Here is a 15543-nt window from a genome sequence, read left to right as displayed (position 1 = left end):
CCACCCCCACCCCGAAACTGAGCCCCACCGCCGACCGCCACCCGTCGACTACCATGCCAATCTTCAGAATCTACAATCATTTCGGCGAAGAACTCAAACGCTTCGCCTCTGAAGACTTCTCGTCCAGCATCAGCGTCGGGCGGTCGTCCAGCTGCGACGTGTCCCTCAAAGCTATCGCCGACACCACCATCAGCCGCGAACACTTCGTCCTCGAAAAACAGGGACTGACATGGAAAATTTCCAATAACAGCCACTTCGGCCTCTATAAAGACGCGGAAAAATTTGAGGAAGGCAGCGTCAGCGACGGCGATGTCATCCGTTTTGGCCAATACTTCCTCTGCGTCGGCGCCTTATGTGGCCCCTCGCCCTACGACATCACCTGGGACATACCTACCAACAACCCCCTGCGCCGCGCCGTCCTCTGGCCTGGCGCAAACTCCATCGGCTCCTCAGCTGACAACTACGTCACCGTCCGCACCGATGATGTCTCCCGCTTCCATGGCCTAATCCGGGTCGAGGGCGACAAGGTCAGCTACAAGAACATGTTCAAAAGCAACCGCTCAGCCGTCAATGACAAAGCGGTCGGCGAAACCCCCGTCGAGATCAAAGTCGGTGACGAGATCACCATGGCCGACACTAAGATCCACCTCACCAAGGGCGTGCGTATTGCCAAGGGCGTCGAGGCCAGCACCGGCAAAAAAGGCCAGCACGCCCAAAGCCCTCTGAGCGACCCGGCCGTGCAAGCCATCCTGCACCCGAAAATGTCCATCACCTGGCCCATGATCCTTTCCGTCCTGGCCTTTGGCGCTGTTTTCGCCATTGTCGCCTACATGCTGCTGTCTCTGCTCTAGACCACCCTGACCACAACCCCATCGCCGCCTACGCGCGGCGGGAGCGAAAAAGCCGCTATATTACTTGTTTACCTCCAAAGCCCCGCAATCACCCCCTTTTCGAAACGAGCACCCGCAAACCGTGGCAGAATCCGACAACACAGTCCATTCGCCTGACAGTGGCCCGACCGCCGATGATGCGAGCTGCCAGTCCCGCCAACGCCCCCAGGGTGCCGGTAGCCAGGACCTGCAGACCTCGTACCTCCGCATGGTCGGCAGCTACCCGCGACTGTCGCCGCAGGAAGAGTTCTTCTACGCCAAACAGTTCTACGAAGCCCGTCAGCAGATTCAGGCCATCATCCGGCAGTTCCCCGCCCTCATCCTCTTCGAACTGGCTATTCTCAACGTACCCAAATCCGGCCAACGCCTCGGCAATTTCATCGAAGTTGAGGACAGCGAGGAAGACGGCAGCATTCATGAACTGCTCGAACAAATCGTTGAGTCATTTCTCCCCAGTTGCGACAAGAAGAACGACCCCGCGCCAGAAGACATTCCCCGCATCAGCAACCACGCCATCTTCTGGGAACGCTGCGCACCGTTGCTACTGCGCGATTATTTCTTCGACGAATGCCTCAAACTCATTGACAACGACGCCATCCGCAGCTGCTTTATCCCGGCGGCGCAGTGGAAAAAAGCCCAAGAGCCCCTGCATCACCACTGCGCGCTGCTGCGCGAAGCCCGGACCATCATGGTCGAACGCAATCTGCGCCTCGTCATCAGCATCGCTCGCAATTATCTCAATTACGGCATTCCCCTGCCCGATCTCGTCCAGGAAGGCAATATCGGCCTCATGCGCGCCGTGGAGAAATTCGATTACCAGCGCGGGCACCGTTTCAGCACCTACGCCAGTTTTTGGATCCGCCAGGCCATTCTCCGCTCCATCACCAACAACAGCCGCATCATCCGCCTCCCGGCAAACACCCTCCGTCAAGTCAATCAAATCCGCCAGGCTGAACAACTGCTGCTGCAGAAAAATGGCGATCCACCCAGCGCCGAAGACATTGCCGCCGCCATTGACCTCTCGCCAGCCCGCGTTCGCGCCCTGCTCAAAATGACCATGCAGCCCATATCCCTGCAGGCCATCACCAACACCGACACCAATATCCAGGACCTGCTGCCTGACGACAACGCCCCGCACCCGCAGGACATCGCCGCGCAAAATACCCTCCAGGACTCCGTCAAACTCGCCCTGGACTCCCTCGATGACCGCGAACGCGAAATCATCAGCCGCCGCTTCGGCCTCAATGGCTGCGAAGTCGAAACCCTCGCCACCATCAGCAAGGACTTGAACCTGTCCAGCGAACGCATCCGCCAAATCGAAGCCGCCGCCATCAATAAACTGCGCACGCCCGGCAATCTCAAGTTTTTCGAGGGCTACAAATGAGCGCGGCAACCACGGCCCATAGCCCCTTGCTGCCGCGCCCGGTCGCCTGCAACCGGAAGCAGACCGGCCCACGCCATTTTTCATTGACCGCCACCGGCACCGCGCCCGCCCACTGATCACAGGCACGCGCCGCCGGTTTTTCCCAGCGCTCCGAACAGAGGACCCATGACCATGAGCAGCATCTACTGGCAAGAGGACATCGAAACCCTCCCCCGCCCACAGCTGGCGGAACTCCAGCTCAAAAAACTCCGGGAGAGCATCACCCGCGCCCTCCGTTCGCCATTCTACGGCAAGCTCTACCGCGAGCTGAATATCAGCGCCGAGTCCATCAAGACCTATGACGACGTCCGCAAGCTGCCCATCACCACCAAGGACGACCTCCGCGCCTGCTATCCCTTCGAGCTGCTCACCTGCCCCAAAGACAACATCATCCGCATGCACTGCACCAGCGGCACCACCGGCAACCCCGCCGCCGTCCTCTACTCCCGCCACGACCTCGACTCCTGGGCAAACCTCATGGCCCGTTCCATGTTCGCCACCGGCGCCCGACCCGCCGATGTCTTCCAAAACATGAGCGGCTACGGCCTCTTCACCGGCGGCCTCGGCTTCCAGTACGGCGCCGAACGCCTCGGCTGCCTCACGATCCCCGCCGCCGCTGGCAACAGCCGCCGGCAAATCAAGCTCATGCAGGACTTCGGCACCACCATTGCCCATTCCATCCCCAGCTACCTCGGCCGTCTCCACGCCGTCTTCCTCGAAAATGGCCTCGATCCCATCCGCGACACCAAGCTCGAACGGCTCTTCATCGGCGCCGAACCCCACTCGGAAGAAACCCGCCTGCGCATCCAGGAAATGTTCGGCGCCAAGGCCTACAACTCCTTCGGCATGACCGAAATGAACGGCCCCGGCGTAGCCTTCGAATGCAGCTACCAGAACGGCATGCACCTTTGGGAAGACTGCTACCTGCTCGAAATCGTCAACCCCGACACACTCGAACCCGTCCCCGACGGCGAAATCGGCGAGATGATTCTCACCACCCTCGACCGCGAAGCCATGCCCATCATCCGCTACCGCACCCGCGATCTCACTTGCATCATTCCCGACGAATGCCCCTGTGGCCGTACATCCCGCCGTATCGACCGCATCAAGGGCCGCTCCGATGACATGTTCATCATCAAGGGCTGCAATGTCTTCCCCATCCAAATCGAACGCGTCCTCATGCGCATCCGCGAAATCGGCAGCGACTACCTTATCGTCCTCGACCGCAATGACGAAGGCGATACCCTCACCGTACAGGCCGAACTCAAAAGCGAATCCTTCACCGACGACTACAAGCAACTCGACGCCCTCCGCCGACGCATCGCCAATGACCTCCGCGACGAAATCCTCGTCACACCCGCCATCCAACTCGTCGGCCCCGGTGAATTGCCCAAAAACGAAGGCAAAGCCGTCCGCGTCAAAGACCTCCGCGCCTGACCACCCATAGCCACGCCCGCAACCGCCCTTCTCACCCCCGAGCAGATTGAAGCATCCCAGCCATGCCCGAAAGCATCAAAATAATTGGCGCCCGCCAACACAATCTCAAAAACATCACCCTGACTATCCCTCGCGACGCCTTGGTGGTCATCACGGGCCCCAGCGGCTCCGGCAAGTCGTCCCTGGCTTTCGATACCCTCTACGCTGAAGGCCAGCGACGCTATGTCGAAAGCCTCTCCGCCTACGCCCGGCAGTTCCTTGACCGCCTGCAAAAACCCCAGGTCGAGCATATCGACGGCCTCTCGCCCGCCATCGCCATCGAACAGCGCAGCGCCGGCAGCTCCCCGCGTTCCATCGTCGCCACCACCACCGAAATCTACGACTACCTCCGACTGCTCTTCGCCCACGTCGGCAAACCCCATTGCCCCAAATGCGGCCGCCATATCCAGGGCCAAAGCGCCCAGGCCATCTGCGCTAAAATCAGCAACATGCCGCCAGACAAAAAAATTATGCTCCTCGCCCCCTACATCAGCGGCCGCAAGGGCGAAAATGTCGATATCATCGACACCATGCGCAAGGACGGCTTCACCCGCGCCCGCATTGACGGCGAAATCCGCAGTCTCGACGACGACATCAAACTCGCCAAGACCAAAAAGCACACGCTGGAAGCCGTCGTCGACCGCCTGGTCACCGGCCGCACCGACCAGAGCCGCCTCACCGACTCCATCGAGCTGGCCCTGAAAAAAGGCAACGGCGTCATCAGCATCCTCACCGAAGACCCCGCCGCCGACAGCGGCTGGCAGGAAGAACTCGTCAGCGAACACCTCGCCTGTACCCACTGCGACCTGAGCTTCGGCGAACTCCTCCCGCGCAATTTCTCCTTCAACACCCCCTACGGCGCCTGCCCGGCCTGTGACGGCCTCGGCGCCCGCCTCATCTTCACGCCCGACGCCATCATCCCCGACCCCTCCCTCTCCATCAAAAATGGCGCCATCCCACTCTGGCGACGGGGCATGCGCCGGACCATTATCCTCTACAACCACTATCTCCGCTGCCTCGCCGCCCACTACGGCTTCTCTCTCACCACGCCATGGCGAGACCTACCAGAAAAAATACGCCAAATCCTCCTCTACGGCAGCGGCGACGATGTCGTCGTCTTTGATGTCTGGATGAAAGGCAAGCTCCAGCCCTGGCGCAAGCCCTTCGAGGGTATCATCCCCAACCTGCTCCGCCGCTACCGCGAATCCGAAAGCGACGAACTCCGCGAACGCCTGCAGGACCACATGACCTTCGAAACCTGCCCGAGCTGCCACGGCGCCCGCCTCAAACCAGAAGTCCTCGCCGTCACGATCAACGACCTCAATATCCACCAGTTCTGCTCCCTGAGCATCGACAAGGCCTACCAGTTCATGGACGAACTCGCCATGACCGACAACGAACGCGCCATCGGCGACGAAATCGTCCGCGAAATCAAAAACCGCCTGGGCTTCCTCCGCGCCGTCGGTCTCAACTACCTCACCCTCAACCGCGAAAGCGGCTCGCTCTCCGGCGGCGAATCCCAGCGCATCCGCCTGGCCAGCCAAGTCGGCAGCGGCCTCGTCGGCGTGCTCTATATCCTCGACGAACCCAGCATCGGTCTCCATCAGCGGGACAACGAACGCCTGCTCCAGACCCTCCTCAAACTGCGCGACCTCGGCAATACCGTCATCGTCGTCGAACACGACCTCGATACCATCCGCGCCGCCGACTACATCGTCGATCTCGGCCCCGGTGCCGGCCGCAACGGCGGGCACGTCGTCAGCGCCGGCAAGCCCGACGAAGTCGCCCGCTGCCAGCAATCCCTCACCGGGCAATTCCTGTCCGGCGCTCGCGCCATTCCCATCCCCGCCACCCGCCTGCCCGGCAACGGCAACACCGTCGTCATCCGCGGCGCCGCCGAAAACAACCTCCGCGGCATTGACGTGAGCATCCCCCTCGGCACCTTCTGCTGCATCACCGGCGTCTCCGGCTCCGGCAAATCCACCCTCATCAACCGCATCCTCACCCGCGCCGTCAACAAGCAGCTCGGCATCAAAACCGACGAGCCCGGCAAACACCGCAGCATCGACGGTCTCGACCACGTCGACAAAATGATCGTCATCGACCAAAGCCCCATCGGCCGCACCCCGCGTTCAAACCCGGCGACCTACACCGGCCTCTTCGATGTCATCCGCCAAATCTTCGCCATGACCAACGACGCCAAACTCCGCGGCTACGGCCCCGGCCGTTTCAGCTTCAACGTCAAAGGCGGCCGCTGCGATGAATGCCGCGGCGATGGCATCAAGAAAATTGAGATGCAGTTCCTGCCCGACGTCTATGTGAGCTGCGAACACTGCCATGGCCAGCGCTATAACAGCGAGACCCTCAATGTCCGCTACAAAGGCCACAATATCTCCGACGTGCTCAACATGACGGTCAACGAAGCCTGCGAGGTCTTCTCGGCCATCCCACGCCTCAAGCAAAAGCTGAACACCCTGCGCGATGTCGGCCTGGGCTACATCCACCTCGGCCAGCCCGCCACCACCCTCTCCGGCGGCGAAGCCCAACGCGTCAAACTGGCCACCGAACTGTCACGCCGCCCCCAGGGCCACACGCTGTACATCCTTGACGAGCCCACCACCGGCCTCCATCTGGCCGATATCGACCACCTCCTACTCGTCCTGCAGGCTCTCCGCGATCAGGGCAATACCATCCTCGTCATCGAACACAACCTCGATGTCATCAAGGTCGCCGATCACGTCATCGACCTCGGCCCCGAAGGCGGCGACGCCGGCGGCAAGGTCGTCGTCGCCGGCACGCCCGAAGCCGTCGCCGCCTGCAAAAAATCCTACACCGGCCAGTTCCTCGCCCAGCTCTTCCGCGATGCCGGCCATCCTTTCTCGTAGCGACGCCGACTACATCCGCACCACCAGCGTCTGCCGTCCAACGCCCATGCGTCCCGCGCGGCACAACGCCCATCCTCCCAACCGTCTTCAGCAACCGTTCTCCATATCCACCCAAGGGCCTTCATGAGCGACTTCCAACACGAGATTCAACGCCGCCGCACCTTCGCCATCATCTCCCACCCCGACGCCGGCAAAACCACCCTCACCGAAAAACTCCTCCTCTACGGCGGCGCCCTGCAGCAGGCCGGCTCTGTCCGCGCCAAGAAAAACCAGCGCTCGACCACCTCCGACTGGATGGACCTCGAACGCGAACGCGGCATCTCCGTGTCCTCAACCGTCCTCCAATTCGAGTACGAGGGCTTCTGCATCAATCTGCTCGACACTCCCGGCCACCGGGATTTTTCCGAAGACACTTACCGCGTGCTCACCGCCGTCGATAGCGTCATCATGGTCATCGACGCCGGCAAGGGCATCGAGGAACGCACCCGCAAACTCTTCGAAATCTGCCGCATGCGCGGCATCCCCATCTTCACTTTCATGAACAAGATGGACCGCCCCGCCCTCAATCCCCTGGAGCTGCTCGATGAGCTCGAACGCGTCCTCGGCATCGGCGCTTTCCCCGTCACCTGGCCCCTCGGCGACGGCCCCGACTTCAAGGGCGTCTACGACCGCCTGGAGAAAACCTTGCACCTCTACGCCAATCAAGGCAAGGGCGCCAGCAGAGCCGCCGACCACGTCACCGGCGCCGACGACCCCCGCATCAGCGCCCAACTCCACCCGTCCATCCACCAGGAATGGCTCGAACAAATCGAACTGCTGTCACTCGCCGGCGAGGCCTTCGACGACGAGAAGGTCCGCGTCGGCGAACTCACCCCAGTCTTCTTCGGCAGCGCTATCAACAACTTCGGCGTGCAGCTGCTCCTGAACTACTTCGTCCGCCACGGCATGCCGCCCATGCCCCGCAAGTCCAGCCAGGGACTCATTGAGCCCACCCGCCCCGACTTCTCCGGCTTCGTCTTCAAAATCCAGGCGAACATGGACCCCAATCACCGCGATAGTCTGTCCTTCATCCGCATCTGCTCCGGCGTCTTCTCCAAGGACATGACCGTCCCCAATCCCCGCGGCGGCAACAAGCCCATCCGTCTCTCATACCCGCAACGACTCTTCGGCCAGGAACGCGAAAGCGTCGAAACCGCCTACCCTGGCGATATCGTCGGCCTCGTCAGCCACGGCGCGTTCCGCATCGGCGATACCCTCACCCAAATCCCCGATCTGCACTACCACGAAATACCACGCTTCCCACCCGAAGTCTTCTCGTACCTCCACAACAACACGCCGTCCAAATTCAAACAGTTCCGCGATGGCCTCGAACAACTCCTCAACGAAGGCGTCATCCAGGTCTTTTATCTCCATAACAGCCAACAGAAAACCGCCCTCCTCGGCGCCGTCGGCCAGCTGCAGTTCGAAGTCGTCAAACACCGCCTCGAAACCGAATACGCCGCCGATGTCCGCCTCGAAGTCACCCCCTTCACCGAAGTGCGCTGGCTTGAACCCGACACCGACGTCGAACAGTTCAAAGGCGCCTACATGGGCAGCAATGTCCGCATCGCCTTCGATACTGACCACGTGCCCGTGCTTCTCTTCCCCGACCAGTGGAGCGTCGACTACTTCGCAGAAAAAAATCCCAATGTCCCCCTGAGCAAATTCTCCACCCTCCAAGGCGAGTGCATCTGATGACCCAGCCCGCCCCCACCCGGAGCCACGCCATGCCCACCGAACACGTTCTCAATCCAGATGATCTCAAGCCGGACAAATACCCCCGGCTGGCCTTCGACCACGACGCCTGGGCATGGTTCATCGCCGCCTGCAAAGACCTCGAACTCACCGTCGATGACGAAAAACGCTCACGCCTCGAGGCCATCTACAGCCACCTCGCCGGCGTCAATAGCTGGCTCAATCTCACCCGCCTCGTCTCCCCCCTCGACTACCTCAAATTCCATATCTTCGACTCCCTCACAGTCTGCAATCTGGTCGAAGCCTACACCGCCCCCGGCGACATCGTCCTCGACCTCGGCTCCGGCGGCGGCTACCCCGGCCTGCCCCTCATGACCTGGATTCCTGACCGCCAATGGGTCCTCGTCGACAGCCGCGCCCGTAAAGCCGCATTCCTCCAGGAAGCCGTCAAACTCACCCCCTGCGCCAACCCCCAGGCCTACGCCTTCCGCGGCCGCGAAGTCGCCAGCCACCACCCCGAGCTCCACCAGCAATGCCAAATGGTCACCGCCAGAGCCGTCGGCCCCGCCGCCGATCTCCTCCCCGACGCCGTCGAACTCCTCGCCATCAATGGCATCCTCATGCTCCTCAAAGGACCAGCCTACCCCACTAAAGAACGCGACGACTTCCTCCACGCCCTCCCTAACTACGGCTTCACCCTCATGGAGGAACACCAACTCGCACTCGACGAAAACGACCCCGACCGCTGGGTCATCCTCGCCCTCCGCTCAGACGATATGACCACCGCCAAGTCCAAACACCACGCCAAGACCGCTAAACACCACGCCAAAACCAAACATCCCAAACCACCAAGCGCCAAACCCCGCCGGTGACCAAACAACAAAAAATCCGCCGCTTGCGCTGATGAAAAGCAATCGGCGCAAACTGCGGATTCATATAGCTGCTGAGTGCTGCTGGGGCTATTTCCCCTTGTAGTCAACGCGTAGGCACTCCAGCCAGCATTCTTCCGTACTCCAGTTCACGGCATTGGCATGGAAATCCAGGAAAAGGACGTTGTCGTGCCCGTTGTGACGATTCCCGAGAGTATTGTTCCTACTTGGTATATAACTGCTCTTGACGCCAAGAGTGCCCTGCTCCGTCAGGTAGTAGTTCACCAAGGTGAAATTCCCGTCATCGTTGGTTAGTTCTTCAAGAAGCAGTGGCGCGTCAGTGGGCTTACGAATGCCGCTTACTTTCCGCCCGCTCAAGACTTGATTCATGGAAAAGGACACCGGCTTGTCATCGGGCGTGGCTTCACAGCGAAAAATGCCCTTTTCCTCAACCTGCGAGAAGATCAACCCGCCATCCAAGGAATAAACGACATTGTTATCGGAAAGAGCATTGGGCACAATCGTGCCTGCAAGCCAACCCTTACCCTCCGGCTTTACCGTACTGTTGGGCAGGGTGTGCTTATTTTCCATCAGGAACATCTGGAACGCCTGGCCAAGCTGGCGCTGATTGCTGAGACAAGCCCCTGCGGTAGCCTTGTTCCGAGCTTTACTGAACGCCGGCATTGCCATCGCGGCCACGATGGCTATCGTCGCGGTAACGCACATCACTTCAACCAACGTAAAAGCACGCTTCATGTCCCTCTCTCCTTTTTTGGGAATGCCCAATTTTCTTGCCGCGTCAAAAAACGTATTCAAACAGGCAATCTACAACTTGCCCTCGGCAACAACCACTCCCGCCGCTATTCCCAGTTGTCTCTTTCCAGTCGTTCGCGCCTTTCGGCGACTAGCTGGCTATCCTCGCACGTGACAATGATAACCCCCGGCCGACCGCTTGTCAATGGCACCAACCATTGCAAATTGCACTACCAGGTGCCACCAAGGAGCCAGCAATGGCGCCCACGACAGACAAGTGACAAAACACGCCCGCAAGCCCCCACGTTGGCAGATATGGGATTGGAAACCATATTTGCCAGAGACTGAACAAAGTCCGCGCTAATCTGCGTCATCTGCGGATAAAATGAAACCGCGTCAAACCGCGCCAATCTGCGCCTATATCCGCACCATTCCACCTCGAGAAATTGACATTAACTACCTGCGCGCTACTGTATTGGCATATTCAGGATCGAAAACTAAATTTAGCGGAGACCCCTATGACGTACATCACACGCAGCATAGAAGGCTTGGTTCAGGCTTCTTCTCGAGCTTACAAGGCATTGCTGATCACCGGACCGCGACAGGTCGGCAAATCGACCTTGCTGAAGCACCTTTTTCCCGAACGCCGTTATATCACGCTTGACGATCCCTTCCTAGAAGAGCAGGCAAAGACCGACAGCACCATGTTTTTCACGCTGAATCCCCCGCCGCTCATCATTGATGAGGTCCAGCGCGCACCGATCCTCTTTCGCCATATCAAAATGGCCTGTGACGAAGCTGAGGCGAAAGGGCAGTTCATGCTCACCGGGTCCCAGCACTTCCTACTGATGAAGGACGTGTCAGAATCTCTCGCCGGACGCATCGGCATCATCGAGTTGTCCGGCCTGTCTCTGCGTGAAATTCAGTCCGACCCATTTTCGCTGCGCTTCATCCCGACCACGGACTACATTCTGGAGCGGCGAAAAACCGTCCGTACGCCAGTCAACATCTGGGATACCATCCATCGCGGGTCGTACCCCGAGTTGCAGAAGTCCGAAACGGACTGGTCGACCTTCTACGGCAACTACGTCAAGAGCTACATCGAGCGCGATATCAGGGAACTGACCGTTGTCCAGAATCTGGATGCCTTCCGCCGTTTTGTCATTGCCGCAGCTGCACGAACTGGCCAAGTCCTCAATTGCTCCAACATCGCCGATGAAGCCGGCGTCGATGTGACGACGGTCAAACGGTGGCTTTCACTGCTGGAAAGCTCCGGCATCATCTATTTGCTGGAGCCCTTTGCGGCTAGCGCGCTCAAGCGCGCGACGAAGACACCCAAGCTCTACTTTCGCGATACCGGTCTCGCCTGCTACCTGACGCGCTGGCTCAGCAGCGACGCACTTGCCTATGGAGCGATGAGCGGACCGATGTTCGAGACCTTCGCAATTTCCGAAATTCTCAAGTCCTTTGCCAATATCGGCCTGGACTACCGCAATTTCGTGTCCTACTATCGCGGTCGGGATAAAAAGAAAATAAGCAAAGAGGGCGATGTTCTCGAAATGGATTGTGAGATCGACCTTATCATCGAAGAGAATGGCGTACTCCACCCCGTCGAAATCAAGAAGAACGCCAATGTCTCGGCCGCAGATACCAGTGCGTTTCTGGTTCTTGACAAGATCGCGGGGAAGACACGAGGCATGGGCGCAGTCCTATGTAGTTGTCCACAACCCGGCACGTTGCGGGAAAACGTGCTGCAAATTCCCATATGGTACATATAATGACCTGGCATTGCTGACTGGCACTGCCAGTCGGAAAACCGCGCCGGACTGCGCTACAAGCCAACACTCGCCAACTTGCACGACGATGGCAAAGGCGATAATTCCTCGTAGCGCCCCCCCGGCGCTCCCGTGTTATTGGGCCAACAGCACCGGCATGATCTGGGTGTTGACCGTGCCGGAGCCGATTCCGGGCGCCACCTGAGCCCAGCCCTCGCGAATGCCGTTGTCGGCGTCATTGACCATCAGGTTGAAACGAAAGCCGCGCCCGAAGGCCTCGGCCGTGCTGCCGATGGCCGCGAAAGGCACCGTGATCACGTAGGTCGTTTGCGTGCCCGCGCGTTCTGTCGCCAGCTGCAACGCGGCTTCGTCGCCCATAACTCCCAGTGGCAGTCGGCGCAGGAAGACGTGGCTGCGGCCGTCTTCCTCGCGGGCGAAGTCCATCTCCACCGCCGATGGCATGCCGGACGGCATTAGGAAGAGCTGGATGCCATCGCCGTCCCAAGAACGCTGGTCGGCGGTATTTTTCTGCCAGTGCTGATCGTCGGTAGCCACAACCTTGATGGTGAGGGCCTGGTCGTCCATGGCCAGCCAGACCGCCGCACTCAAGTCCTGCGCACCCTTCCAGGTACTGTCTTCCTTGGCCGGATCGCCAACAAACAGCTGCGTGATCTTCGTATGATCTGCCAACGTGAACAGCGCGTCGCCATCAAGACGGCTCGTAAATAGGAAGGGCACCGGCAATAGGTGCAGCTGCCGGACGGGCTCCAGGCCAGCCAGCTGGCCCTCGGCCATCACCCACTCCTTGGCACCCAGGCTGTTTGCGGGCGCCGCAGTCAGCGTCAGCGTCGCCGCAAATTCCACCTGGCTATGCGGAGCGACCTGCGCCGAAAACTGGCTTTGGCTGGCTGCCACCGTCGGCGGCAGCGTCAGCTTGACCGTCGCCTGCCGCGCGTCGCCAAAGGGATTCGTCAGCACCACGGCCATGGGCTGGGGCTGGCCCGGCAAGAGCAGCTCGGGCATGGCGAAGCTGCTCAGCGGCGGCAGCAGCTCGGCGCTTTCAGCGCCGCTCAGCAGCAGCGTCTGCGGCTCGTTCGTCGTCGTCACCAACACCGTGCCATCGACCACCGGGAGCTCCTGGCGATTGCCGAAAAGATCGACGCTCGCGGCGGCAGCGGCGTCAGTCCTGAACACGCGGGGGACGTCGGCCTCGCCATCATTCCAGAGGGCGACGGCCAGCTCGTGGTCGTTCTTGAAGATGAAGGCCCATTCGCCCCAGGGCAACTCGCATGCCCGGTCGAAGTCCTTGTCATGATAGAGTCCGGTGAGGCCATTGTAGGCCGCATAGACGGCCTTGGGGTAGAAGTCCCAGGTCATCAGGCCGTAGTTGTGCTCGCCGTCGTCGGGCAATTCGCCCTTGGAACGCATGTTGTACCAGGTGTAGCCGATGGCGCCCCGACTCCAGCTGAAAAGCAGTTTCTTGTAGAGCGCCTCGGCCTGCATTTTCTCCGTGACGCCGCCGCGCGAGGTCAGCGCCGTTTCATTGGCGTACCAGGGCATCGTGATGCCGAGCTCTTTGCGCATTTCCAGCAGGCCCTCCTGAATGACGTGCTTGGCATATCTCTCGAAAGGCCCATGGCCGTGGAAGCAATGCACATCAAACACGTCCTTCAGCGCCGCCATGGCGTCACGGTGAAAAGGACCCATGCCCGACCGGCCGGCAACCAACGTACACCAGCCGGCCGACATAAGCTGCGCCTGCGGGTCGGTCTCGCGCAAGATCTGCGCCGTTTTTTGCGCCAGTTCAATGTAGGCGGCGCTCTTCGGCGCATTCTCGACCGGCCCCCAGGGGATGTCCGGCTCGTTCAGCATCTCCCAATACTGGATGCGGCCACGGTAGCGCTCGAACAACTTGCGGTAGCCAGCCAGATTGCTCTCCAAGGCGTACTGGGCCTTACCCTGGCGATGTCCCGGCAGAATGAAATCCACGTTCATGCCCACCGCGAGAAATTTGTCCACGATGCCATCGAGGTGCGCCAGGTACATCGGGTTGTCATTCCAACGCACGTCGGTGCGCAGAATGCGTAGGCCGATCTGCGACATGGCCGTCGCCGCCTCCTGCACGGTTTCCGGTGAATTGACGCAGTGGTCGAGGTGGCAGACGCTGCCGAATTTGAAGCCTTTGACGAAGGTGCCCTCGTGCTTGGAGCCCGTTGGCTGCAGGTGCGCGAACGAGCGCCGATAGGTCTGGGGCTCGTGGCCGCCGCCCGACACGGTCAAATCGATGTAGTACACGCCGTAGCGCTGCGGAACCGGCACTCGGCACAACTCAATCGTTTCGCCGCCAGCCAAGGTCATATCGCGCTCAAAAACCCATCCTTGGTCCTGCTCGCGGCAGTCCGTCAGCTTGCCGCTGATGTGGCCGGTCACCGCCTCGGACGACATGTTGCTGAACTGCGCCGGAACGCCCTGCGGCGCCATCTCCGGCGTCACCACGTACCCGACGCTGTCGGTCTTGAGCTGGAAGTCAAACCCCGCCAACGGCGAACGCGACCACTTGGCATCGACGGCATCCAGATAGAGCAGGCCATTGAAGGTCTTGTCGCACTCGAAGGTCACGCCGGCAAGCACGAAAAGCGGCGTTTCCTGCCAGTCCCGCGATCCCCAGGGCTTCTTGGTGCGCACCAGCGATGGCAGCGTAAAGGTAATTGCGTGCGTGCCAGCTTTGTCCAAGTTCACCGGCAAACGATGGATATAAGCACCACCGACAGCTTCCACAAAAACCAGGCGTAGGGTCTTGACCTCCGGCAGCGCACGCTCCGTCGTCACCCGCACAGTCATCTCGCCGCCATGCTGCCGACCTAGTTTCTGCCCCAGAACCCCGCGCGGCGAGGTCACCAGCGTGAAATTGACGCCAAAGACGCCGTTGTCGCCCGGCGCCGTCATCTTCAACGCATCCTCGCCCGTCAGCGGATTCTTCGCCGCCTCCAGCCGGGTATTGCCAGCCGGAATGCGCTGCGGCATGCGCAGGGGCTCAATGAAGGGCCGCGCCAACGCTGCTAGTGGATAGTCCCGCTGCTCGACAGCCGGCGGCGCCGGCAGCTCTGCCAGCGTCATGGACTCGATGTAGAGGTGGCCGGGGACGCCATCCTGCGGAAAATCGAGGGTCAGGCCAATGCTGCTGATGGGAAAATCAATTTGGTGGTTGCTGTCCTTGCCATGCATGACGAACTGCACACCATCGAGCTTTGCCGCATTGACCACCCACTCCAGCGTGCGCGTGCCCGGCGTCAGAAAATCGACCTTCTGACTCCAGTAGAAGGTCTCGGTATTCGTGTCCTGCATGCGCAGACGACAGGCCCTGACGCCCAGCGGCATGGTATTCGTCACCCTAATGGATACTTTGGCATACTGAAACGCCGGTAGCGTCCCCTGGGGATTGTACAACACATGCATGTAGTCCGTGATGCCCGCATCCCAGGTGGCCTTCAACGCCTGCCGACCCATCGCCGGTATCTGCTCGTAAGTCAACTCGCAGCGATTGAGCTCCTTGGCCTGAGACCACCAATACACCGCCGGCTGCCCCACGCTGAAATCCACGTCCCAACCAAAACACAACATCCCGGCCATCATCGCCATCGCCAACACCAGACGTTTCATGGTGACTCCCTACTGTTGTTCGTACCCATCACTACCAAAAAATCCGACGCCCCCACCCCGACGCCACCCCGACGCAAC

9 protein-coding genes are annotated in these 15543 nt (G+C 60.4%); 7 read left to right on the top strand and 2 right to left on the bottom strand.

Features of this window, described 5'->3' with window-relative positions; all coding sequences use genetic code 11:
• Nucleotides 1–53 precede the first annotated feature (53 nt).
• The 6 genes from J3R75_RS14440 to J3R75_RS14415 all read left to right on the top strand — a co-directional run bounded on the left by J3R75_RS14440 (nt 54) and on the right by J3R75_RS14415 (nt 9280).
• On the top strand, nt 54–851 hold the full coding sequence (locus tag J3R75_RS14440) for an FHA domain-containing protein (protein ID WP_307262842.1): 798 nt from the start codon (nt 54–56) through the stop codon (nt 849–851).
• 121 nt (nt 852–972) lie between these two features.
• Nucleotides 973–2274 carry a sigma-70 family RNA polymerase sigma factor gene (locus J3R75_RS14435; protein ID WP_307262840.1) on the top strand — a complete coding sequence of 434 codons (1302 nt, stop codon included), beginning with the start codon at nt 973–975 and terminating at the stop codon, nt 2272–2274.
• A 171-nt stretch (nt 2275–2445) separates the two neighbouring features.
• On the top strand, nt 2446–3750 hold the full coding sequence (locus J3R75_RS14430) for a phenylacetate--CoA ligase family protein (RefSeq protein WP_307262838.1): 1305 nt from the start codon (nt 2446–2448) through the stop codon (nt 3748–3750).
• A gap of 62 nt (nt 3751–3812) precedes the next feature.
• On the top strand, nt 3813–6674 hold the full coding sequence (uvrA, locus tag J3R75_RS14425) for an excinuclease ABC subunit UvrA (RefSeq protein WP_307262836.1): 2862 nt from the start codon (nt 3813–3815) through the stop codon (nt 6672–6674).
• Nucleotides 6675–6797: 123 nt separating this feature from the next.
• The gene (locus J3R75_RS14420; protein WP_307262834.1) at nt 6798–8408 is read left to right on the top strand and encodes a peptide chain release factor 3; all 1611 of its coding nucleotides are present in this window, start codon (nt 6798–6800) and stop codon (nt 8406–8408) included.
• A gap of 32 nt (nt 8409–8440) precedes the next feature.
• The gene (locus J3R75_RS14415; protein ID WP_307262831.1) at nt 8441–9280 is read left to right on the top strand and encodes a 16S rRNA (guanine(527)-N(7))-methyltransferase RsmG; all 840 of its coding nucleotides are present in this window, start codon (nt 8441–8443) and stop codon (nt 9278–9280) included.
• An 87-nt stretch (nt 9281–9367) separates the two neighbouring features.
• Here the strand turns inward: J3R75_RS14415 and J3R75_RS14410 are convergent, their stop codons facing one another.
• The gene (locus tag J3R75_RS14410; RefSeq protein WP_307262829.1) at nt 9368–10033 is read right to left on the bottom strand and encodes a type II secretion system protein; all 666 of its coding nucleotides are present in this window, start codon (nt 10031–10033) and stop codon (nt 9368–9370) included.
• Nucleotides 10034–10548: 515 nt separating this feature from the next.
• Here J3R75_RS14410 and J3R75_RS14405 point away from each other — a divergent pair.
• The gene (locus J3R75_RS14405) at nt 10549–11808 is read left to right on the top strand and encodes an ATP-binding protein (protein WP_307262826.1); all 1260 of its coding nucleotides are present in this window, start codon (nt 10549–10551) and stop codon (nt 11806–11808) included.
• A gap of 132 nt (nt 11809–11940) precedes the next feature.
• Here J3R75_RS14405 and J3R75_RS14400 read toward each other — a convergent pair whose 3' ends face one another.
• Nucleotides 11941–15465 (bottom strand): DOMON domain-containing protein, encoded by a 3525-nt coding sequence (locus tag J3R75_RS14400; RefSeq protein ID WP_307262823.1) that lies wholly within the window; start codon nt 15463–15465, stop codon nt 11941–11943.
• Between the last annotated feature and the right edge of the window lie 78 nt (nt 15466–15543).

Origin of the sequence: Oligosphaera ethanolica, from assembly GCF_030814695.1 — a bacterium.
Classification (GTDB): Bacteria; Verrucomicrobiota; Lentisphaeria; order Oligosphaerales; family Oligosphaeraceae; genus Oligosphaera; species Oligosphaera ethanolica.
Note: the sequence above shows the minus strand (reverse complement) of the source record. Positions and strands in the feature narration are given on the sequence as shown.